This is a genomic window from Nocardia arthritidis (assembly GCF_011801145.1).
Classification (GTDB): Bacteria; Actinomycetota; Actinomycetes; order Mycobacteriales; family Mycobacteriaceae; genus Nocardia; species Nocardia arthritidis_A.
Genome location: NZ_CP046172.1, coordinates 9514770 through 9537644, shown reverse-complemented (window position 1 = coordinate 9537644; position 22875 = coordinate 9514770). Strand labels below are relative to the sequence as shown.

Annotated in this window: 22 protein-coding genes; 13 read left to right on the top strand and 9 right to left on the bottom strand. The window is 64.0% G+C overall.

Annotation, left to right across the window (positions count from 1 at the left end):
* Positions 1–237 precede the first annotated feature (237 nt).
* Positions 238–771 carry a hypothetical protein gene (locus F5544_RS43405; protein ID WP_167478518.1) on the top strand — a complete coding sequence of 178 codons (534 nt, stop codon included), beginning with the start codon at positions 238–240 and terminating at the stop codon, positions 769–771.
* A gap of 183 nt (positions 772–954) precedes the next feature.
* Here F5544_RS43405 and F5544_RS43400 read toward each other — a convergent pair whose 3' ends face one another.
* From F5544_RS43400 to F5544_RS43375, 6 genes are all read right to left on the bottom strand, one after another.
* The gene (locus tag F5544_RS43400) at positions 955–1398 is read right to left on the bottom strand and encodes a nuclear transport factor 2 family protein (RefSeq protein ID WP_167478517.1); all 444 of its coding nucleotides are present in this window, start codon (positions 1396–1398) and stop codon (positions 955–957) included.
* 100 nt (positions 1399–1498) lie between these two features.
* Complete coding sequence (locus tag F5544_RS43395) at positions 1499–2107, bottom strand: hypothetical protein (protein WP_167478516.1); 609 nt, start codon at positions 2105–2107, stop codon at positions 1499–1501.
* Positions 2104–2577, bottom strand: coding sequence for a hypothetical protein (locus tag F5544_RS43390; protein WP_167478515.1), 474 nt, complete (start codon positions 2575–2577; stop codon positions 2104–2106). The genes F5544_RS43395 and F5544_RS43390 overlap by 4 nt, the downstream gene beginning before the upstream one ends.
* Complete coding sequence (locus F5544_RS43385) at positions 2574–3305, bottom strand: hypothetical protein (RefSeq protein ID WP_167478514.1); 732 nt, start codon at positions 3303–3305, stop codon at positions 2574–2576. The genes F5544_RS43390 and F5544_RS43385 overlap by 4 nt, the downstream gene beginning before the upstream one ends.
* Positions 3302–3625, bottom strand: coding sequence for a type VII secretion target (locus F5544_RS43380; RefSeq protein WP_167478513.1), 324 nt, complete (start codon positions 3623–3625; stop codon positions 3302–3304). The genes F5544_RS43385 and F5544_RS43380 overlap by 4 nt, the downstream gene beginning before the upstream one ends.
* A 215-nt stretch (positions 3626–3840) precedes the next feature.
* Positions 3841–4383, bottom strand: a complete 543-nt coding sequence (locus F5544_RS43375) for a MarR family winged helix-turn-helix transcriptional regulator (protein WP_203217473.1) — start codon at positions 4381–4383, stop codon at positions 3841–3843.
* Between the two features lie 61 nt (positions 4384–4444).
* Here F5544_RS43375 and F5544_RS43370 point away from each other — a divergent pair, with 61 nt between their 5' ends.
* Together F5544_RS43370 and dcd are read left to right on the top strand one after the other, a co-directional pair.
* Positions 4445–5713, top strand: coding sequence for an amidohydrolase family protein (locus F5544_RS43370; RefSeq protein ID WP_167478511.1), 1269 nt, complete (start codon positions 4445–4447; stop codon positions 5711–5713).
* Between the two features lie 111 nt (positions 5714–5824).
* Positions 5825–6424, top strand: a complete 600-nt coding sequence (gene dcd, locus F5544_RS43365; protein WP_167478510.1) for a dCTP deaminase — start codon at positions 5825–5827, stop codon at positions 6422–6424.
* A gap of 435 nt (positions 6425–6859) precedes the next feature.
* Here the strand turns inward: dcd and F5544_RS43360 are convergent, their stop codons facing one another.
* Complete coding sequence (locus tag F5544_RS43360) at positions 6860–7309, bottom strand: hypothetical protein (RefSeq protein WP_167478509.1); 450 nt, start codon at positions 7307–7309, stop codon at positions 6860–6862.
* Between the two features lie 862 nt (positions 7310–8171).
* Between F5544_RS43360 and F5544_RS43355 the strand changes: the two genes are divergently transcribed.
* From F5544_RS43355 to F5544_RS43345, 3 genes are all read left to right on the top strand, one after another.
* Positions 8172–9182 (top strand): XRE family transcriptional regulator, encoded by a 1011-nt coding sequence (locus F5544_RS43355; protein ID WP_225726003.1) that lies wholly within the window; start codon positions 8172–8174, stop codon positions 9180–9182.
* Positions 9183–9265: 83 nt separating this feature from the next.
* The gene (locus F5544_RS43350; RefSeq protein WP_174867670.1) at positions 9266–10522 is read left to right on the top strand and encodes a pyridoxal phosphate-dependent aminotransferase; all 1257 of its coding nucleotides are present in this window, start codon (positions 9266–9268) and stop codon (positions 10520–10522) included.
* A 385-nt stretch (positions 10523–10907) separates the two neighbouring features.
* Positions 10908–12182: a YibE/F family protein gene (locus F5544_RS43345; RefSeq protein WP_167478506.1), complete on the top strand. Its 1275-nt coding sequence runs from the start codon at positions 10908–10910 to the stop codon at positions 12180–12182.
* Between the two features lie 41 nt (positions 12183–12223).
* Here the strand turns inward: F5544_RS43345 and F5544_RS43340 are convergent, their stop codons facing one another.
* Together F5544_RS43340 and F5544_RS43335 are read right to left on the bottom strand one after the other, a co-directional pair.
* Positions 12224–13555 carry an Hsp70 family protein gene (locus F5544_RS43340; protein ID WP_238846964.1) on the bottom strand — a complete coding sequence of 444 codons (1332 nt, stop codon included), beginning with the start codon at positions 13553–13555 and terminating at the stop codon, positions 12224–12226.
* A gap of 227 nt (positions 13556–13782) precedes the next feature.
* Positions 13783–15105: a UDP-glucose dehydrogenase family protein gene (locus tag F5544_RS43335; protein WP_167478505.1), complete on the bottom strand. Its 1323-nt coding sequence runs from the start codon at positions 15103–15105 to the stop codon at positions 13783–13785.
* Positions 15106–15292: 187 nt separating this feature from the next.
* Here F5544_RS43335 and F5544_RS43330 point away from each other — a divergent pair, with 187 nt between their 5' ends.
* From F5544_RS43330 to F5544_RS43300, 7 genes are all read left to right on the top strand, one after another.
* Positions 15293–15829 (top strand): YdcF family protein, encoded by a 537-nt coding sequence (locus tag F5544_RS43330; RefSeq protein WP_238846963.1) that lies wholly within the window; start codon positions 15293–15295, stop codon positions 15827–15829.
* 325 nt (positions 15830–16154) lie between these two features.
* Entirely contained in the window at positions 16155–16574 is a 420-nt protein-coding gene (locus tag F5544_RS43325; RefSeq protein ID WP_167478503.1) for a hypothetical protein, read from the top strand.
* Positions 16575–16636: 62 nt separating this feature from the next.
* The gene (locus tag F5544_RS43320) at positions 16637–17194 is read left to right on the top strand and encodes a hypothetical protein (protein WP_167478502.1); all 558 of its coding nucleotides are present in this window, start codon (positions 16637–16639) and stop codon (positions 17192–17194) included.
* 145 nt (positions 17195–17339) lie between these two features.
* Positions 17340–17597 (top strand): hypothetical protein, encoded by a 258-nt coding sequence (locus F5544_RS43315; protein WP_167478501.1) that lies wholly within the window; start codon positions 17340–17342, stop codon positions 17595–17597.
* A 149-nt stretch (positions 17598–17746) separates the two neighbouring features.
* Entirely contained in the window at positions 17747–17998 is a 252-nt protein-coding gene (locus F5544_RS43310) for a DUF5361 domain-containing protein (protein WP_167478500.1), read from the top strand.
* A 76-nt stretch (positions 17999–18074) separates the two neighbouring features.
* The gene (locus F5544_RS43305) at positions 18075–21908 is read left to right on the top strand and encodes a phage tail tape measure protein (RefSeq protein ID WP_167478499.1); all 3834 of its coding nucleotides are present in this window, start codon (positions 18075–18077) and stop codon (positions 21906–21908) included.
* A gap of 43 nt (positions 21909–21951) precedes the next feature.
* Positions 21952–22869 (top strand): phage tail protein, encoded by a 918-nt coding sequence (locus F5544_RS43300; RefSeq protein ID WP_167478498.1) that lies wholly within the window; start codon positions 21952–21954, stop codon positions 22867–22869.
* Positions 22870–22875 lie beyond the last annotated feature (6 nt).

Sequence of the window (22875 nt, the reverse complement as noted above, 5' to 3'; positions counted from 1 at the left end):
ACAACCTTTGCGTTCCGATCCTTCGAGGGACCGCACCGGTCGGGCCGTATCATGACCCCGCATGGCGAGGCGAGCACTCGGATCGCCGCTCATCGACTTGCCGCCTTGTCGGCAAAGAGAATCTACGAACCAAGCCACGGAAAATAGCAAATTCTTGCCCGCTGGTAACTGCCGATGATGCGCCTAGAATCATGCTGCTCGATTTTTTTCCGATAACTCGGCCAGGGGACGAGAAGCGTGATAACCCTTCGTAAATATCGCAAATACGGAATTGCCTCCGTGGTGGTTGCGGCGGCGCTCTTGCCGACTGCTACGGCCCATGCCGACGCCACCTGGACTGTCAGCCCCGGTGGTTCCATCACCGCCAATTCCTCCGGACCGATCTGGCTTTCCAACGACACGAAGGGCCGCGAGGTCGACTGCGATGCGCTCACCGGTAGCGGTACCGCCCGATCCGGATCCGGCCAGTCCGGCGATAAGATCGCCGCTTTCACCGGCTTTACTCTTACCAATTGCGTCGCCTATAACAACACCCCTTACGACATCACGTTATCGGCATCGCCGACCACCCCCGCTTTTTGGAACGCAATAACCTACGACGGCAGCGACCTGACGACACTTACGCTCACCAATATCACCGGTCATCTTCAGGCCGGTGATGGATGTACCGCCGACTTCGTCGGCCGTGGGGCGGCGCCGCGACGATGCGCGGTCAGTTCTCCAATTCCAGTGGTGCTTTTACTTTCGGGCCGAGTGGCAGCGGTGATCTGACCGCCGCCAATGTCGGCCCGAACTGTCCGTCGAATTTATTGAGCAACGGCGACGCGCTCTCATTGAACGGCACGTTCGTGATCGCCCCGGCCTCGAAGATCACTTCACCCTGACCCGCTCTGCGATGCCGCAAACGTCACCCGCTGATAGGTGGGAGACCACGGTGGGTCGCTACCGGTGTCGTCATGACCGGGACATGTCGAAGGCCTGGGCGACGGCGAGGGTGTCTTCGTAGACGTGGTGGCGGGTGATGAACCCGTTTTCGACGGTGAGGTGGAGGGCGAAGCGCGAGCGGTAGGGGTGGCCGGTGGTGCGGGCGGTTTGGCGGATCTCGCCGAGCACCACCGCGTCCGGGCCGTCGACCAGGATGCGTTCGATCACCGTGCCGACTTCCTCGGGTACGTGGTGGCGGATGATCTCGCGATAGTGTTCGGCCGCGTCGTCGCGGGTTGACCGATGCCGAATCCACGGTGTCGCGGGTCGGTTGTGCTCGTTCTCCGGCCAATTCAGTTTCCAGTCGCTGATCGGGGCGTACATCTGCGCGATGGAGTCCGGATCGCCCGCGCCGATCCGCCGCAACAATTCCTCGACGACGCCGCGAGTTGTGGTTGTCCCGAGATCGCTCATACCGGCAGCTTGCCAGACTGTTACGCCGTGTCGATTACCTCCGGGGTATTGCCGTTGCGGCGGAAGGGAAGTGGCTGCCGCGTCGGACATGATGGCGGGACTACGACGCGTTGCTCTGGATCGCCGCGGCGAAGTTCTGGTGGGCGCGGATCGTTACGGTCGTTCTGTCGACGATCGGCCGGATGCGGACATATCTGCTGGCTCGGCCGAATGCTGCGGCGGCCACGATTAGGCCGAGGGGAAACCAGCCGGGAGCGAGCGCGAGAATCACGGGTAGCGGTACCTGCCGCATCGTCCCGGCCTGGGCCATCAGCCACAGGATGATCAGGGCGACGATGCCCGAGAGGGCCAGGACATAACTGATCTGGCGGAGCAGTTGGGATTGGCGGACGCAGCGTCGGCAGAGGGGCCACTCGCCGTAAAGTTCGGTGTCGGTATCGGGCAAACCGCGGAAATGCCCGAGCCCCCAAAGGAATTTCGAGCTCAGCGTGCTCTGTACGCGGCCGTGTGCTTCCTCGTGGAAGCGCACGACGCCGGTGCGTCGCTCGGTCGCGGGTCTGCCATGCCGAGCGCATACTTCCGGCAGCGGCTGGCTGATTTCCAGTGCCAGATAGCCAGGTGTCGCCGAACGTCCTGTGCGCGAACCGAATTCGAGTCCGCTCATGGGACGGGTGCTGGTGCGGACCGGCACGGGCACGTCTACTTTCACACCAGCCATCCGCGTTCTCGGCGTTCCTGGTAGTAGCGGTCATCGTCGTCCGGATCGTCGGGTGTGACGATTCGCTCCCGGTTGGGTTTACGGGTGCCCGCGATCACGTGTCCCGCTGCGGCGTCGGGGCCCGCGGGTGGTGTCGGTCGCGGCGGATCCGATTCCGCCGGCTGTTCGCGGTATCGCTCGAGATCGGCCCGCCCCTGTGCGGCAAGACGATCCCGTTCTTCGTCCGGCATGGCCGCGAGCCTCTGCAGCGCGGCGGGCATCACTCGGTCGAGAGTCCGGTTGAACGTTTCGGTGCGGGCGAACTCGCGCATCGAGAGCTTTCCGGCGAGCACCGCGCGGATCTGCTCCTTCATCGCCGGATCCGCGGTGTTGGCGGCGAGCGTGCGCAGCGCGGCGGACAGGCGTCGCGATACGGCGATATCGCCGTGCGCGACATCGAAAACCGGTTCGGGAGTGCTCATTCCACTACTCCGGGGTGGTGGTAGCCCGCACTGGGCAATTGCGGTATGTCCTTCGATCGCACCGTGGCCACGCCGTCCAGGATCGCCGCGACGGCGGTTTCACCGGCGGTGGCGAAGGTCGCGTACTTGGTGAGGACCTGATTCCAGAGGCCGACCATCTTGACCATGTCGTAGGCGACCGCCGCCTCCAAGCCGACCGACGCGATCGCTCCGACGCCGGTACTCGCGGCGGCGGCAGCGGCGGCCTCTTCGGCGACCGCGATGATCGCGGTGTCGATGATCGATTGGATCAGAAATGAAATGCCTTGCGCCGCATAGTATGAGGACAGGGCGAAGGTATCGATGTCCTGCGCGATGTTCTTCAGCGGCCCCACCTGATTGCTGATCGCGTCGCGGAGTCCGCCGAAATAATCTCGGGCCGAATCGGCGGCATTTCCGCGCCACGACGAATCGACATCCTTGACCGCGGCGTAAATCGAGCTTTCATAGCTGCCGCTGTACTTGGAGAGGTTCCTGATCGCCGCGCCGGCTTTTTGCATCTGCGCCCAGTCGCCCGCGAATTCTGTTGTCGCCCAGCCGAGCGGGTCCTTGCCGATGACCTGAACGATGAACTGGTCGACCCAATAGGTCGGCGAATACACATTGTTGTTGAGGAACAATTCGACCAGATCCGGTACCGGGTCGTGGCTTTGCGGTTCGGCCAGCTGATCTATCGGTTTATCGCTCATCGCTTACCTCCGGGGTAGCTGCGGTCCAGCGCGACGGCGGTGTTGTGATCCGTGGTGCGGTACATCTGCGCGGCCTTCGCGACCTCGTCGCCGGACTGGGTGGTGACCCGCCCGAGCGTCTCGTAATTCGACTCCAGTTGTTCGCGTAACTGCTGGATGGTTTCGGCGACTCGGCCGAAAATCAGACCCGTCTGGCCGCGCGACAGTTCGACATGCTTTTTCAGATACGTCTCCGCCTGGGCGTTGTCGGTACCGAGCTGCTTCAGCTTCGTCGACAAATCGTCGAGCGCGGCCGGGTCTACCGTTAGATCTTCTGCCATCGGAGTCCTATCGTCGACAATCTTCCAACAACTATGACGCATCGGGTCTGCCTCGGGTTCCCCTCGCCCGCGAAATCGCATTCGTGGTGGACCTGCGTCGATCTATTCTGTTGGGCCGCAATCGTTCTGGAATTACGCGCGTTCCGAATAGCTTCACCTGAGACGACATCTGGATGACGGGCGCAGGCCCATTTCCTCGTGCGGCTCGGTCCGGGTTATGTGGCGGCGCTGCCGCGTTTGATGCGACCGGGCGCAGGTATGGGGTGCCGGGCGGGGACGCCGATGGCGCGCAGGGCCGATGTCGCGGCGCGCAGGGTCGTGGGGGAGACCTCGGCGAATATCGCTTCGTGGGCGGCGGTGCTGGCGCGGACGGCGCGTTCGGCGAGGGTGCGGCCCGCGGCGGTGAGGACCACGAGGGTGCTGCGGCCGTCGGTCGGGTGGTTTTCCCGCCGGACGAGGCCCGCCGATTCGAGGCGATTCACCACATTGGAGGTGCCGCCGGTGGACAGGAACAGCGCACTGGCGAGCTCGTTGGCCTTGAGCTGGTAGGGCGCGCCGCTGCGGCGCAGCGCCACGATGACGTCGTATTCGGCCTCGGTGAGCCCGAATTCGGCGAGGGCGGACCGGGTCGCGGCGTTCAGCGTGCCCGCGAGCAGCAGGATGCGCTTGGTCAGCTCGCTGCTCGGACCGAGGATGTCCGGCAGTTCGGACCGCCACGCGGCGATGAGGTGGTCGACGCGGTCGGCTTCCCTGGTCACCCTTGACATCTTAGTTGCTATCGAAATAGCTTTAAGAAAAGCTTTCTAGATAGTGGATTGGATGCCAATGCACCGCCTGCTCATCCGCAATGCCCGCCACGTCATCGACACCGACCCCGAACCCCGAGTGATATCCGCGACCGATGTGCTCATCGAGAACGGCGTGATCACCGCCGTCGGCCGCGAGCTGTCGGCCGAGGCCGAGATCGTCGACGCGACCGGCCGCATCCTGCTCCCGGGTTTCGTGGACACCCACCGCCACACCTGGCAGACCGCGCTGCGCGCCAGCACCGCCGACCTCGACCTGCGCGGCTACCTGGACGCGGTGCACACCACCGCGCGGCGATTCACCCCGGACGACATCCACGCGGGCACCCTGGCCGGCGCCCTGGACGCGCTCGATGCCGGAGTTACCACCCTGCAGGACTTCTCGCACGCCCTCTACACGCCCGGCCATGCCGATGCCGCGGTCGACGGGCTGCGGCAGTCGGGCCTGCGCGCCGTATTCGGTTACGGCACACCGTTTCACGCCGAGTCGCGCGACCTGGACGATATCCGCCGCGTTCGCGCCCAATACTTCGCGACAAACGACCAACTGGTCACCATGGCGTACGCGCCTTCCGGCCCGTCCTATTCGGATATCGCGACGGTCCGCGAGGATTGGCTGCTCGCAAGGGAATTGGCGCTGCCGATCACCGTCCACGTCGGCGCGGGGCCGATCGCGCACCACCCGATCGCCGCCCTTCGCGATGCGGGCCTGCTCACCGGCGACACCCTCTATGTGCACGGCAATTCCCTGCCCGACGATGAACTGGAGCTCATCGCGGAATCCGGCGGCGCGGTGTCGATCGCACCCGCCGTCGAGGCCCAGATGGGCCATGGCGCACCGATGCTCGGCCGCCTGCGTGCGGCGGGCGTCACCACCGGCCTCGGCGTCGATGTGGTGACGGCCGTCGCGGGCGATATGTTCTCGCTCATGCGCGCCGCGCTGCTGAGCGGCCACCTCGGTGCGGGGCCGCGCCCGACCGTCGCCGACATGCTCTACACCGCAACCCTCGGCGGCGCGAAAGCCCTTGGCCTGCACGATCGTATCGGCTCGCTGACCGTCGGCAAACAGGCAGACCTGCTACTGCTCGACGCGGACGCGGTGAATCTGGCTCCGGCGCACAACGATCCGATCGCCGCCGTGGTAACCGCCGCCCATCCCGGCAATATCGACACCGTCCTGGTGGCGGGACAGTTCGTGAAAAGACATGGTCGTCTGGTGAATTCCGCTCCAGTGGCGGCGGTCACAGCCACCCTGGAGCGGTTGTCGGTGGCCGCTCGTTGAGGCCTTTCGGAAGGCCCGGCGGTGATCCGAGGTCCCACTGGGCGTGCAGCGCGACTCGCCCGGCAGGTGCAGGTGAAACCGCATGATCGGGCGGACGCTACGCTCGTCGGCGTGCTGCTTTCCGATCGTGACATCCGTGCGGAGATCGCCGCTGGGCGTCTCGGGGTCGAGCCGTTGCTGGAGAACCTCGTTCAGCCGTCGAGTATCGACGTGCGCCTGGACGGCCTGTTCCGGGTCTTCGACAACTCCCGCTACACCCATATCGATCCGGCTCAGCGCCAAGACGAGTTGACCAGCCTGGTCGAGCCGGCGCCCGGGGAGCCGTTCGTGCTGCATCCCGGCGAATTCGTGCTCGGCTCCACGCTGGAGGTGTGCACCCTGCCGGACGATCTGGCCGGGCGGCTCGAGGGTAAATCGAGTCTGGGGCGGCTCGGTCTGCTCACCCACTCGACCGCCGGATTCATCGACCCCGGCTTCAGCGGCCACATCACGCTGGAGCTGTCCAATGTCGCGAACCTGCCGATCACCCTGTGGCCGGGTATGAAGATCGGCCAGCTGTGCCTGCTCCGGCTGACCAGCCCGGCCGAGAATCCGTACGGCAGTGCCGCGGTGGGTTCGAAGTATCAGGGCCAGCGCGGCCCGACACCGTCGCGCTCCTATCTGAACTTCCCGATCTCGCCGGCGGCGGTGGACGCGGCCACCACCCGCTGACCCGAACGCCGGGCCCGCCGACCGGCACCGGAACCCCGCGCACACGCTTCCTCCCGTGCGGGCCGGATCCCGTTGTGCGGTAACGCATTCGCCGCTGCGCCGGATCGGATGCCACCACACATCCTGACCCGACACAGCGGCGAATACCGCAACGTGCCGACGGCCGTCGCGTCGCGCTCGCGGATCTTTCGAAAGGGGCGGATGCCACCACACATCCGCGCACCGCGCTCGCGACGCGAACGTCCGCCGCACACCGGATCGGCGGGTGCCACAATCCCACCTAATCCGTTACACACCTGCGCGACATCGTGACCAGTGCCAAGGCCCGGTCGCCGCACCCCACCGAGTCCGCCCCGTCGACTGCCAGGAAAAGGGGCGGGTTCGGCTCGGCCCGGCGCCGGGCGGCCGCGGGGAACCGATCGCGGCGCGTGCGATTCAGTCCCCGCCGCCCGCTCCCACCGCGAGCGCCGTCGTGATGATGGCGGATAGCGGTGGAAGCGTGTCGCCGCGGCTCGGCGGGCTGACCCAGAAGCACCCTTCCCGGGTCCAGCGACCGAGTCCGGTCGGCAACATCACGGCACTGCCGATGGCAGGTATGCCGATATCAAGACGGTTCAGCACCTCCAATACCTGAGTTCCCGGCCTGCTGTCCGGCTCGGCGAGGAAGCTCCACCTGATCTGCCTCGCCAGCATGGGGCCCCTCGTCCCCTGCTGTTCCAAAGCGGCCCTGACCTTTTCGGCCCGGGCGGTGGGCAAGTGGACAACGCAGATGCGGCCGGTGATGGGTAGCATCACGAACCCGCCACGTTCGGTCACCGGTAGCCCGAATTCGTGTCGGTAATATGCCACCCAATCGTCGACTGTTCTGAGTTTCTCCACGTTCACGGCGAACTCCTTGCCTCGCTATCAAGGTTCGCGCCGAGGCGGGCTTTGCGGAATTGCCCCGATGCCCTCCTTCCGCTGCCTTTCCGCTGCCCGACGGGCAAGCCGGACAGCGGCGGGCGTGACCGGAACGAATCCGCCAGGTACGGCCCAGCGGCACACCGGACGAGGTCTCGCCCTCGGTGAATTCGCCGATACCGCGGACCGGCCGGTTACCGCCGCTGACGCATGCGGAAGCGAATTCGCAAGGGGGTGAGCGGGACTCGGGCGAACATAGGCGGACCCGGACGCCTTCCCTCGTCAGCTTGTGCGCGACCGCCGTGCCGGTGTACGTGCTCCTGAGAGACGCGGCGACCGAAACCCGAGCATCACCCCAAATAGTCGGACGCAAACCCTTTGATACCGGGAAGATCTCGGCTGTGGCCGCTCTCACAAAGCGCTCGTACCCTGGAGAAAGAGTTCGTTCGGAAGGGATGACATCGTGGTCCGGGAGTGGTCAGGTCGTGAAGCCCGCGCCCTTCGCGATGCCAAGCGGATGAGTATCAGAGAGTTCGCTGCGCATCTCGGTGTGCACGAGCGTCTGGTATCGAAGTGGGAGGCCGGTGGCGCGCGGGTCCACCCACGTCCGATCAATCAAGCCGCCTTGGATACATCCCTGGCCAGGTCCGACGATGTGGTGCGGGCACGGTTTGCCGCGATGATCGATCAGCCCATAGTCGATCGTCCAGCCGGGCCCGGATTAGACGCGCGCGCAACCAGTTCGGGGCGCGCTCTTTATTCGAGCGACGCGGACCTATTGGCTCTCATAGATGCCGGTGCGATGAGAGGTGATGCGTTAGCAGCGATTTCGGAGAGGGATCTGATCATGGCGGCTGCCCATGAGGCCAGCGAGCACGCCGGCCAGGCGGAGAGCTCCAATGTGGGTGCGACCACACTGGAACAGCTCGATGCCGATGTCACACGCATTGCGAACGATTATGTGCACATTCCACCGGTACCGATGATGGTGGAGATGCTGCGGGTGCGCCGCCGGGTGTACCGGTTGCTGGAGGGCCATCAGCGACCATCCGATACCAGTCACCTCTATCTTTTGGCGGGCAGCCTGTCCGGGCTGTTGGCCAATGCCAGTACCGATTTGGGCTATTTCGACGCCGCGGGCGAGCAGGTCCGTGCGGCCTGGGCGTACGCGGAGTTGTGCGGGCACAACGGGTTACGCGCCTGGACCAGGGGTATGCATGCGCTGATCGAGTACAAGTCCGAGCGCCCGCGCCGCGGTGTGGTGCTGGCGCAGAGCGGGCAGGAGTACGCCGAATCGGCAACGGCGAAGGTGCGTTTACTCAATATCGAAGCGAGAATCTGGGCGCGCCTTGGCAATTCGGCCGATACGCACCGCTGCATCGTGGCGGCCGACGAGGCGCGGGAGATCGCCGAGACCGACACCCTGCACGACGAGATCGGCGGCGTATTCGGATTCAACGAGGCGAAGAGCCAATATTACGCCGGCGCAACGTATATCAATCTCGGCCAGGCGGAACCGGCGCTGGCCGCGACCCGGCGGGCCATCGAGCTGTACTCCAGCGGGCCGACGGAGCAACGCTCGTACGGCGCGGAATCGCTTGCCCGGGTGGACAATGCGGCCGCCCACCTGATCAATGGCAGTTTGGACGGCGCGGCCGAGGTGCTGCAGCCGGTGCTGGGCCTCGCCGAGGACAAGCGCATCGCCCAGCTGGAGGAGCGGCTCACCGGGGTGCGCCGCAAGATCGCCGGCCCGGCCTTCCGTGACGCGGTGGAGGCGCGCAGGCTCGACGAGCGCATCGAGGAGTTCTGCGGATCGTCGGCGGCCAAGAACATACCGCCCGGCGGCTCCGGCGCGTAGTCGCGACCGGATCGGGCGGGTAGCCGAGCGCTAGCCGCCCGATGGGTTGTGACGTGGATTAACCTCTTGCGGCGGATGGCACCATTGGACGGGTGAGCCCAAGTCATCTACCGCATCGCCCGCCGCGCGTACTGGAGCAGTCCACGAAGCTCCAGGATGTGCTCTACGAGATTCGTGGACCGGTGCACGCGCAGGCGGCACGGCTGGAGGCCGAGGGCCACCGCATCCTCAAGCTCAATATCGGCAATCCGGCCCCGTTCGGATTCGAGGCGCCCGACGTGATCATGCGGGACATGATCGCCGCGCTGCCGTACGCCCAGGGCTACTCCGAATCGAAGGGCATTCTCTCCGCGCGGCGGGCCATCGTCACCCGCTACGAGCTGGTGCCCGGCTTCCCGGAGCTCGATGTCGACAATGTCTACCTCGGCAACGGCGTCTCCGAGCTGATCACCATCACCATGCAGGCGCTGCTGAACAACGGCGACGAGGTGCTGATCCCCGCGCCGGACTACCCGCTGTGGACCGCGATGACGAGTCTGGCGGGCGGCACCCCGGTGCATTACCTGTGCGACGAGTCGAACGGCTGGCAGCCGGATATCGCCGATATCGAATCCAAGATCACCGATAAGACCAAAGCGCTATTGGTGATCAATCCGAACAACCCGACGGGTGCGGTGTATTCGTCGGAGATTCTGCAGCAGCTGGTCGATATAGCGCGAAAGCATCAATTGCTGCTGCTCGCCGATGAAATCTACGACAAGATCCTCTACGACGACGCCAAACATATTTCGCTGGCCACGCTGGCGCCGGACCTGCTGTGCCTGACCTTCAACGGTCTGTCCAAGGCCTACCGGGTGGCTGGCTACCGTGCCGGCTGGCTCGCGATCACCGGTCCGAAGGAGCACGCCGGGGGGTTCCTGGAGGGTATCGATCTGCTCGCCTCCACCAGGCTGTGCCCGAATGTGCCTGCGCAGCATGCGATTCAGGTCGCGCTCGGCGGACATCAGAGCATCGAGGATCTGATCCTGCCCGGCGGCAGGCTGCTGGAGCAGCGCGATGTCGCATGGGAGCGGCTCAACATGATTCCCGGTGTGTCCTGCGTGAAACCCCGTGGCGCACTGTATGCCTTCCCCCGCCTGGACCCGAACGTCCATGAGATCCATGATGATTCGAAGCTGATCCTGGATCTGCTGCTGTCGGAGAAGATCCTGATGGTGCAGGGCACCGGCTTCAACTGGCCGAATCACGATCATCTGCGGATCGTGACGCTGCCGTGGGCACGGGATCTCGCGGTGGCGATCGAACGTTTCGGCAACTTTCTTTCCAGCTATCGGCAATAGCCCTCAGCGCGCCACGAGCAACCGAATCGCCCCGGTTCCGGACATGAAACATACTTGAGGTTCGGAAATTAGGACGTTTGAAGACTGATCTAGCGCAAAAGACGATCTTTTGTGTACAGTAGCTCTTGGCACTACGAGTGCCCGGTCGGGTTGCTTACCCCCCTGAGCAACCGGATCTCGAGTTCGGGCGCCTACCCCCCTGGGCGCCGGCTCGCGGGCGGCGGAGACATCCCCCTGCTCTCCGCCGCCCCCTCCGGAATTCTCTCCGCTGTTCTCGAATGCCCACGGGCTATCAGCCGTGTTGTCCGCGTGCATGAGGTGATCTTGAAAATCAGATCCTTTAAGCTCGCACGCGGGCAGGATTCGACGGACAGGTAGGAGCCCGGTGGATCACCATCATCACCATCACCACGAAGGACCGATCGAGATCGGTGCCAACGCGGCCCGCGTCGTGATCGGATTACTCACCGCCATCGGCATTCTCGTCGTCATCGGTGCCATCTGGCTGTGGCCCAGCCGTCAACACGTCGACATTCCGCTGCCCATGCAGAACGCCGGCGGCGGCGCGGTGCAGACCGAATCCGGCACCGTCGTGTCACAGGACATCGGTCCGTGCGGCAGCAATTCGAACGGCAAGGTGTTCATCGAGAAGCCCGACGCGCCGCGCAGCAACGGCTACAACTGCCAGCGCAGCATCATCTCCATCGACTCCGGGCCGCATCAGGGCAATCACACGCTCTTCGAAATCGCCCCCGGCCCAGGACAACCCGATCTGCACGCGGGCGACAAGATCCGGATCATCCGCCAGACCGATCCGAACGGGGCCCCGCTCTACTCGTTCGACGACTACTCCCGCGGGACGCCGATCACCCTGATCGTGCTCGCCTTCGTCGTGGTCATCGCCATCGTGGCGCGCTGGCGCGGCCTGCGGGCGGTGCTCGGGCTCGGCTTCGCCTTCCTCGTGCTGGTCGTCTTCCTGCTGCCCGCCCTGCTCGACGGTAAACCGGCGATACCGGTCGCGCTGGTGGCGGGCGCTGTCATCCTGTACGCCGTGCTGTACCTGGCGCACGGGGTGAGCCTGCGCACCAGCTCCGCACTGCTCGGCACGCTGACGTCGATGATCGTGGCGGCCGTACTGTCCTGGGTGACGCTGAAGGCCACCCATCTCACCGGTCTGTCCGAGGAGCAGAACACCAACGTCGCAACGTATCTGCAGCACGTCAGCATCACCGGGCTACTGCTCGCCGGATTCATCATCGGCTCGCTCGGCGTGCTCAACGACGTCACCATCACGCAGGCCTCGGCCGCCTTCGAACTCGCCGCACTCGACGAAGCCGCTTCCCGCCGTGAGGTTTTCGCGGCCGCGATGCGTGTCGGGCGCGACCACATCGCGAGCACCGTCTACACGCTGGTCCTCGCGTACGCGGGCGGTGCGCTGCCGCTGCTGCTGCTGTTCAGCGTCGCCGGGCGGTCCATCACCAACATCCTCACCGGTGACGCGGTCGGCATCGAAATCGCCCGCTCCGCGGTCGGCGGTATCGCCCTTGCCCTTTCGGTGCCGCTGACCACCGCCATCGCGGTATTGCTCGCCCGGCCCATCGGATCCCGCCGCCCACCGGCCCCGCCCCGCCGTGCCCGGCATGCCAGGGTCGACCAGTAGTACGGAACATACTGCGCGAGAACAGAACTCGCGCTATCCGTTCACTGCCCCGGACCCGGGAAACCCGGAATGATGACCGGTGGAATGGTCGGTACCACGATCGGTGGAAGTCCCGGCACCACAATGGTATTCGGGCCGGGTTCGGGCGGTGGAGGTGTCGTGGTCGCGGCCCGGCGCGGCGGCGGTGCGGCGGGCACTTCGCTCTCGGTGGTCGGCGCGGGCGACACCACGATCTGCGGTTCGAGGGTGGTGGTGCGCGGCGCGGTGGTGGTCGGGGACGGCGTGGATTTGTCGGTGCTCTGCGAGTCCCTCGTCAAAACCTGTGGGCCGTAACCGAGTCCGAGTCCGATCGCCGCGACCACCGCGAGCGCGCTCACGGTCAGCACCGCGGCACTGACCCCCCGCTTGCCGTGCTTCTTCGGCGGCGCCGACAGCCAGGCGGGCGATAGTTCATCCGGGCCGGGCGGGCCGGCCGCCGGACCGGGTACGGGCGCCGGGGCGACCTGACGCGACGGCCGCAGCTGCCTGGCCAGCAGCGCCGCGCCGCGCGCCATCACCGTCTCCGGACTTTCCGGCACGATCACCGGAACACCCATCCAGCGTTCCAAAACCCGCGGTATCAAGGGGATTCGCGCGCATCCGCCGATGGCAAGCACACCGTGCACCGGGCGGTCGGAGCGCACGATCACATCGCGCGCCATCCGCGCCGACGATTCGATCGCCAGCATGATCAGCGCCTCGAAGTTCTCCTGCGCCAGCAGGACAAGGCCGTGCTCGCTCGGCAGCGCGACCGCGGTATTGATGGACAGCTGTTCCTTGGCCTCGCAGCACAGCGCGTCCAGTGCGGCCAAACCGGCCGGATCCTGCGGATGGGCGATCCGCCCCGACGCGATCTGCTGTTCCCGGATAAGCGAATCCAGATAGTCGCCGCTGATATCGCTGGTGCGTTCGCTGTAGCGGACCTCCCGGGTCTGCGTATCGACCACGCTCACCGAAAGTCCGGAACTGCCTAGGTCGTACACCACCAGCGACGAGATGCCGCGGATATCGCCCGTGGCCTCGGCGAATTCGAGCGCGGCGACGACCTCGGGGACCAACTCGTAATTGGTCAGCTGCTGGCGGGCCATCGCGGCCCGGATGCCGTGTGCGTGTTCCTCACTGCGATAGGCGATGGCCGTCGCGGTGGGTTCCGGCGAACTCGCCACGGTGACGCCGATGGCCTGGGCCGTCAACTCCGCCATCGGATGTCCGTTGACCGCGATGTGCTGCAGGTCGAAGGCGTGTGCACCGATGGGCCCGCCGGGGTTCCCGAGGTGTGGTCGCGCCATACGGACAGCGCCGGCCCCCACCGAAACTCCCAGTACCGAACTCATCAGCTGCCCATCTCGTTTCACACTTACGACATGCGAGCCTGCGCCGCTCACCGGTGGATCGGGCCCGCCTCACGGACCCTACCGTCGATGACCGGCGACACGTAAGGCAGGACTGGTCGTCCGGCAGTAAAACCCCCGCTCGCGGCGTGAGCGTCAGGCCCGGAGGAGGCAGCCTGCTTAACCACGTAGGGACCCGCGAACGCCGCAATCCACACTGCCGAGCCACTCTACGGGGTGCCGAGTCCCGCGTACACCCATCCCGCATCTCGCCAGGTGGCACGATTGAGACAGTTCCGGCCGTCGATTATCGACCGCCTGCGCACCACTCGATCGAGGTCCTGTGGTCGCAGCGCGGTGAACTCCTGCCACTCGGTGAGCACCAGAACCACGTCGGCGCGATCGCACGCCTCCACCACCGAGGTGGCGTAGTTCAGCGTCGGGAACACCCGGCGCGAATTCTCCAGTGCCTTGGGGTCGTACACGGTGACCACCGCGCCGTGCAGCTGGATCATCCCGGCCACGTTCAGCGCGGGCGAGTCACGCACATCGTCGGATTCGGGTTTGAACGCGGCACCGAGCACCGCGACATTGGCGCCGAGCAGCGAGCCGCCGACCGCGCGTGTCGCCATATCGACCATCTTGGTGCGGCGGCGCATATTGATGTTGTCGACTTCGCGCAGGAAGGCGACGGCGTGATCGGCCCCGAGCTCACCGGAGCGGGCCATGAACGCGCGAATGTCCTTGGGTAGGCAGCCACCGCCGAAACCGAGTCCGGCGTTGAGGAAGCGGCGGCCGATGCGTGCGTCGTAGCCGAGCGCGTCGGCGAGCACGGTCACGTCGGCGCCGGTCGCCTCGCAGACCTCGGAGACCGCGTTGATGAACGAAATCTTGGTCGCCAGAAAGGCGTTCGCCGAGACCTTGACCAGCTCCGCGGTGGCCAGGTCGGTCAGCAGGAAGGGCACGTCGGCGGCGACCAGGTCGGCGTAGATCTCGCGGACCAGCTCCTCGACCCAATCGGAGTTGTCCCGGGACCGGTCGACGCCGAGCACCAGCCGGTCCGGGCGGAGCGTGTCCTGTACCGCGAAACCCTCGCGCAGGAATTCCGGATTCCACGCCACCTCGATATCGGTGGTGGCCAGCGCCCGCGCCCGTTCGCCGAGCGCGGCCGCCGTGCCGACCGGCACGGTGGACTTGCCGATGATCACCGACGGGCGCTCCAGCAGCGGCGCGAGCGTATCCACAACGGCGTGCACATATTTCAGGTCGGCTGCGTATTCGCCCTTCTTCTGCGGGGTGCCGACGCCGAGGAAATGCACGTCGGCGTGTGCGGCGGCCTCCGGATACGAGGTGGTGAACCGCAGCCGCCCCGCCTCCAGGTTGCGTCGCAGCACCTCCTCCAAACCCGGTTCGTAGAAGGGCACGACGCCGTCGGACAGCTTCGCCACCTTGCCTGGGTCGACGTCGACGCCGACCACATCGTGTCCGAGTTCTGCCATGCACGCGGCGTGCGTGGCCCCCAGGTACCCGGTTCCGAAGACTGTGCATCGCATGATCGATTGGTAAGCGCCGCCGATGGCCGCACCACGTCAGCGAGGCAAGGGTCACGGCAACATCGGGTGTACAGATGGCGACGTGGGTCACACCGTGTTCGCCCAACATTCGGTTTGGCCCCGCACAGGCCCGCTGCCAGGGCAAACGGCGATCCGACGGCTAACACGGCGAGCTACCATCGGCCCGGTGCGACGACACCGGATCACCTGGGTTCCGCTGGGCCTGATCGCCGTGCTGTCGGTGGCCGTCGGGGCGCTATGGCCGGTGTATGTCGATCCGCGGGTGGACCGGCCCGCTCGGGCCGACGCGATCCTGGTGCTCGGCGGCGCGCACGACGGTCGTGAACAACTCGGTCTGCGATTGGCGCACGACGGCTACGCGCCGCGGGTCCTGTTCTCCGATCCGTACGAGCACAGCGCGGTGATGAACCGGATCTGCCACTCCCGCTACAGCTTCCAGGTCACCTGTTTCGATCCGTCGCCGCGCACGACCCGCGGCGAGGGCCGGGAGCTGGCCGCGCTGGCCCGCGCGAACAACTGGCATCGGGTGCTGGTGGTGACATTCACCCCGCATATCTCCCGTGCCCGCTACATTCTCGAAAAGTGTTGGGGCGGTGAGCTGCTGTTCCTGGATCCGGCCCCGCACCTGTCGGTGGCCCGCTGGGCGTGGGATTACGCCTACCAGTCCGCCGGTTTCGTGAAGGCGTTCTTCGAGGACTGCTGAGTAGTTTTCAGCGCCACGCGCGCGCATCTCTTCTGGCGACAAGTCGGCCTTTGCAACACCTGCCATGGCGGGTCGGAAACTCGTTCCTAGCTGGATATTTCCGGTTGGTATTGACAAGAGAAGACGCTTACGTGAAGATATGTCCAGCGCCAGTCGTGCGCCTTCATCCCGAATATCTCGGGAATCCTTCTCTCCCTTAGGGATCAACCAGAGCAGTACTGCACTCATGGCTCCGACTCTCTTCATGAGGTCGGAGCCGTGGGCGTTCCCCGGGGAGCAACTTCGAACAGGATGCCCTCATGATCGTCGATCCGAGCAGCAAACGATGGTAGAACTGGTCGTCTTCCCGGATGCCGAATCCATTGTTGTTTCCTATCTTTCCGCACAGCTCGCTGTGCGCGGCGATAAAGCCCTCGTCACCCGCGTGATCCCGGATTCCCCGCCGAGTCGGATGGTCCGGGTCAAGGGATTCTGGGGTTCGGACCGCGGACTCGTGCTGGCATCGCGATTGATCACTGTCCAGTGTGCCGATGTAACGCCTTCCGGCGCAGCTGATTTGGCTGAGCTTTGCTTCGCCATTCTACGAGCGGCACGGCATGATCCCACTGTTCCGGCCATACAAGGGGTGGACAGTGTGGACGCGGTGACACTCGATCGGTCCGCGCTCCGTTTGCCGGAACCTACACCGGCCCGCCCGAACTATCAGTTCACCGTATCGCTCACGCTCCGGGGTAAGCCCCGGTAGACGTCGTGCGCGTCACAGAGTTTCCAGGCCCGGTCCACGATGCCTGAAAGGGGCTCTACACCATGGCAACTACTGCCAATGTTTACTCCGCTATGCCGAAAGCGAGCGGTGCGGTGCTTCGCGCACCGCTCGGCACCCCTGGGCCGAGTGGTGCCACGGATCTGCCGAACTCCGCCTTCGTCGATTGCGGGTATGTCGGCGAGGGTGGTTTCACCGAATCCAACACCCGCGAAAACGAGAAAAAGAAGTCGTTCGGCGGTTCCACCGTCAAGGTGCTGCAGAAGAACTACACCGCGACCGTGAAGTTCGCCTTCCTCGAGTCGACCAACGCCGACGTGCTCAAAGCTGTGTTCGGTGATACGAACGTCGTCCCCGACGCCAAGACCGGCGACCTCACCGTGAAGAAGAACAAGAAGGTGCTGCCGCACAACGCCTGGATCATCGACACCGTCGACGAATCCGTCGGCGCGATCCGCACTTTCATTCCGAACGGCCAGATCACCGCGGTCGACGACATCATCAAAGTGCACTCCGACGTGATCCAGTACACGGTGACGATGGAGTGCTTCGAGGACAGCAGCGGCAACAACATCTACGAGTACATCCACAAGAACTCGTAATTGTCTGGTCGCGCGGCGAATCTCGCCCAATAGACCGCCCGGTGGGGTTGATCAACCCTCGGACCGGGCCTGCCCTCACCGGGCGGGCTTCGAAAGGCCCTGTCCACCAGGCAATCCGATTAACCATGCAGGAAAGGTCCGGTCCATGATGGAAAAGTTCAGTTACACCGCCAAGAGCGGCAAGAAGATCACACTGCCCCGCTTCGACAACATCCCGTTCGGTGTCATCCGCACCCTCCGTAAGGAAGGTGAGACCGAACAGTTCTTCGGACTTATCGAAGGTGTTTGTGGCGCAAAGGATCTCGCCGTCATCGACACGATGACGCAGGCCGAGGTTCGCGAACTGATGACCGCATGGCAGCGGGATTCGAGCGTCGACCTGGGGGAATCCTCGGCCTCCTAGAGCTGTGTGATCAGCATGGGGAGGCGATCGAAGCCGACTTGATTCGAGCCGGTGTCCGTCTGCGAGATGTCGGCTCGAAACGTTTCACCTGGCGCGACTTCACGGTTCTACTGCGCCAGTCCAGCGCAGACAGTGCCTTGCTGCGAGCTATGTACCCCGACCGATACCGCTGGGGGCAGGCCGAACACCTGCTCGCCGATCTGGTCGACATCGCGAACCTGCTGCTGTGGAGCAGAACCAAGGACGGCGGCCAGAACCGCAATCGCCCACAGCCGTATCCGCGTCCCGGTATCGAGGACAAGTCCAGGCGTCGGGTCAGCGGCACCGCGGTACCGATGGATCAGGTGCACGCCAAGCTAGCGGCTCTGCGCTCGGCGCCGACTGACACGTCGGATGCCTAAACATTTCGAAAATCGCTGTGCAGCACCAATTGTCGTGCCGCCGAGGCATATTCTGCCAACCCTGAATAGAGGTTCAATGTCCACAGATGAAGCAGCGGCGGCCGAACAGGCGGCGGGAACGTTTCGGGAGGTGTTCCAGACCGCGCTCGTCGCGGGGGTCGTCGGCGCGGGCGGAGCATTTCGGGATGCGTTCTCGGCCCCGGTCGAGGAGACGGCGGGCAAACTGAAACGAGGTTTGCAGACCGCGCTCGGGGATGCTTTTCGAGACGCGTCCGTCGGCGCGTGGGACGTGCTCGGCGCCTCAATGCGCAGCGCCTTCGCGGCCGCGTCTCCGGTGTTGAAAACCGCACTCGGTGACGCGTTGAAGGACGCCGCGACGGGTGGTGAGGACACCGGAAAAGTCCTGGCCAAAGGTCTATCTGCGGGCATGACCGCAGGTTTGAGTGGTTTCGCCGACCGTGCGGGTCTCGGCGGCATCGTCGATCAGATGATCGCTGTCGGCAAAGATTTCGATGGGTCGTTGGAGCAGATCAAGTCCGCGTCGAAGGCCACCGACGACCAGATGTCGCAGGTGTCCGAAACCGCACGGCGTCTCGGGGGTGACCTGCCATCGGCTTCGGCCAAGGATGCCGCCTCCGCGATGGCGGAGTTGGCCAAGAGCGGGTTCAGAGTCGACCAATCGATGGCCGCCGCGACAGGGACCTTGCAACTGGCCGGTGCGGCCCATCTCGGTGCGGCCCAGGCCGCCGACCTCGAGGCGAAGGTCCTCCAGTCATACGGCAAGAACGCTGACTACGCGGCAACCGCCGCCGACGTATTGGCCAGTTCCGCGAAATTGATGGGCGTCAACGTCAACGATGTGGCCGGAGGGTTGGTCGCATCCAGCGCGGATGCGACGAAGCTCGGACTGTCCATGGCCGACACCGCCTCGGCCATGGCAGTGCTCGCCCAGTCGGGGGTGCCAGCGTCGCAGGCGGGCGACATGCTCGCATCAGCATTCCGTGGACTGACCTCGGGTAGTGCGCCCGCACAGACGGCGATCGAACAACTTGGTCTGTCGTTGACCGGTGTCGACGGTAAATTCGTTGGCCTGCCAACATTATTCGATCAGCTGCACAGTGCCTCGCAGCGCATGGCGCCTGGCATGTACGAAATGGCCACCTCGGCGCTATTCGGTTCGGACGCGGTCAAATTGGCGGCTGTCGCAGCGCAACAGGGGGCATCGGCATTCGATTCTGTTAGTGCGGCGATAGCTCAGCAGGGTGTGGCCGCGGACCTTGCCGCACAGAATACCAACGTGATCACCAGGTCTTTCAAGATGTTCGAAGACGCATCCGTGCTGGTTGCTGTTGGGATCGATGTGGTATCGAAAGCCATTGCCGACCTGATCATCAACGGTTTCGGCAAGTTGACGGAAATCGGTGTCGGAATAATCGCGTTCTATCGTGAGTGGGCCGACATCATAAATTCGGTGGGAGTCGCGATCGGTGCATTCTTCCTGCCGCTGCTGGTGAAGCTCGGAATCGAGTACGCGGTTCTCGCGGCGCGGATGCTCACGACTACGTCCGCCCAAATTGCTAATGCGGTGGCGACAAATGCGGTGGCAATAGCCCAGAACATCGCGGCTATCGCCACTCGGGCCTGGGCAATCGCCATTGCGATATTCGAAGCCGCCACGGCGCCGCTCGGTGCGGTGATCACCATTGTTGGCGCGATTGCGGCAGGCTTGATCTACTTCTTCACCCAGACCGATACCGGAAAGCAGCTGTGGGAAACGATTTGGGAGTCGATCAAGTCGGCTGTGGTTGCGGCCTGGGAATACATCAAGCCGGTTTGGGGCGGATTCCTCGATGCGATGAACTCGGTGGGCGACGCACTGACCTCATTGTGGTCCAACATAATTCAGCCAGTGCTCGGGCTGGCTGGCGATCTGATTTCGGTGTGGTGGAATGGTCTTGTCAAGCCGGTTTGGGATGGTTTTGTCGAGGCGTTGCAGCTTGTTGGTGATGCGATCGGGTTCTGGTGGAACAACATTGCGCAGCCGATGCTCGGGCTGGCCGGTGATCTGATTTCGGTGTGGTGGAATGGTCTTGTCAAGCCGGTTTGGGATGGTTTTGTCGAGGCGTTGCAGCTTGTTGGTGATGCGATCGGGTTCTGGTGGAACAACATTGCGCAGCCGATGCTCGGGCTGGCCGGTGATCTGATTTCGGTGTGGTGGAACGGTCTTGTCAAACCCGTCTGGGACGGATTTGTCTGGGCCGTGCAGGGCGTCGGCACGGTGATCAGCTGGTTGTGGACGGATGTCGTCCAGCCGACTATAGGATTTATCGGCGACAGCATCTCGAATATCTGGAACGGCATCATCAAACCGGTTTGGGACGCGTTTATCGCTGCCCTTCAGTTGGTCGGCATTACTTTCCAGGCGATGTGGGATCAATTTATCAAACCGGCTTGGGAGACATTCCAGGCAGGGTTCCAAGCAGGCTGGGAAATAATCAGGATCGCCATCGAAACCGGCAAGGGTTGGTTCGATGGGTTGTGCGACAAAGTGATCAATGCCGTGAACACCATTCTCGATTATTGGAACAAGATCAAGGACATTGTCGGTACGGTCGTGGACACCGTGGGCAAGATCCCAGGTATCGGTACCGCCGTCAATTTTCTCACGGGGCATGCGACCGGCGGATACATCTCCGGACCAGGCTCTGGCACAAGTGATTCCATACTCGCACGGCTGTCCGACGGTGAATTCGTGGTCAATGCGAAGGCGACGACCGAACATCTGCCGTTGCTCCAGGCGATCAACAGCGGCGCGTTGCCGGCGTATGCCCAAGGCGGTTTGGTAACTGCTGATCAGTTGGTCGAATTCGCCAAGGGAGTCGAAGGTGCGGTGTACAACTGGGGTGGCGTCAACTGGGGTGACTGCTCGGGCGCGATCTCCGCGCTCGCAAATTTCGTTGCGGGACTGCCGCCGTTCGGTTCGCGATTCGCCACTGTGGACGAGGGTGAGGGGCTTGTTGCCCGGGGGTTCCAATACGGTGTCGGCCCGATAGGAAGCCTACAGGTCGGCTGGTACAACGGCGGGCAATTCGGCGGTCATACCGCTGCCACTCCGCCGAACGGAGTGAACTTCGAGATGGGTGGTCAGCGCGGGAACGGTCAATACGGCGGAATGGCGGTCGGCGCCAATGACCCGATGTTCACCGATCATGCGTTCTTCCAATTCGCGGCCGCCCAAATGGCGTCCCCCACCGGGATCGAGCCGAGTCCGAACCCGACGCCCGCAAATTCCGCGCCTGTAGGTGGGCCCACAGACAACCGCTCGCCCATGGTCAAGCGGCAGGATCAAATCTTCGACTCGATCACGTCGAATTTCCAACGGGCAGGAGATGCGTTTGCGCAGGGCATGTTCGGAGATTTTCTCAAGGTCGTCGGTGCTCCCGATCCCAAGAGTTCCGGACTGTGGCAGGCGCGAGCGGCCTGGGAGAAATCCAGTCAGCAGTTCATCAAAGACAGTGCCGCCCACGCTCAATGGGAACAGACGCGTGATCGGATGCCGCCGTCCGATGACACCTCGATCTGGTGGGATCCGAACCGCGGGCCGGAACAGTTGCTCGATCTGCCAGGTCGTGTGGCCAACGCACTTCTGAGTCGGATTGCCCCTACTCGATACGACGATGGCGGCTGGCTGCCAACCGGTCTTACGTTGGTGGAGAACAAGACCGGTCGACCGGAACCTGTATTCAATGCCCAGCAGTGGGCTCAGATGTCGGACCTGGCGGAAGGCAGCGGCTCGACCGATAACTCGATCAACATCGAGAACCTCCACACGGGCATGACTGCGGAAGATCTCCGCCACGAGCTGAACCTGATTCAGAAAGAACGTTCGCTGGGATTCGTGCGCCGATGATTTCGCAAGCAGCACTGAATATTTCAACCCTAAGGACGCAATTATGACTGATGTGCTGATCGAGCTGGAAGGTCAGAACGGGGAGTGGTTTACCGTATCCGGGTTGGGTGCCGGCGATCGCGGTGTTTATCTGGCGCCGGAGAATGAGGGTACCGAGTTCGATGGCCTCTATGATGCGCCAGTAAAAACGATATGGAACTCGACGGCTTTCCAATTGGGTGCCAGCTACGGTGGGATGCGGGAAGAGAAATATCAGTTCACGCTGGCCTTCCATGTCGTCGGCTCCGATGAAAATCCTTGGCGCTATGCGGATTCCGCGTTGCGAAAGGCCTTCTCATATGAGAAGCGCTCGAAGATCTGGGTAGAGGTGGAGGATTCGCGGCGCTGGCTGGCGGTCCAACTCGTTTCCAATCCCAGGGTCAAAGTGGGGCACGACCCGCACGGGCAGCAATACGGCTTAGTGCTGCTGCCGCTGGCGGCGGCGCATCCGCGATGGATGGAGCCGGAGGTGACCGACCAGTTCGTCACGACCAAGGACAGCACCGATGGCAGCACAGAACTCGGCTCGGTCAGGATCTCTAATCCGACCGATTCCGAGATCTGGCTGAAATGGATGTTGCAGGGTACTTCGGGTATCAAGTGGACTTTGCCCGATTTCTCTTTCGGAGACGATCGTTTCGATCGTGCGGATCGGGACAAGGATCGGATGCTCGTGATGCCTGAACTACGGACCGGTGAGAATGTCCGCGTCGACACCGATGAGATGGGGATGGAAGGCCAGGTGGTTTCATCGCTGGACACCGCGGTGTATCAGCGGATGAACGGCAAGATGTTCCTGTATCCCATTCCGCCATATACAGCGGAAACTGTTCTGCCCGTTGCAGTTACGGGTGCCCCGAAGGGTGCTGGGCTGCAGGTGCGCTGTCCGAGGCCGTGGACTCGGCCGTGGGGGCTGGAATGAGATCGC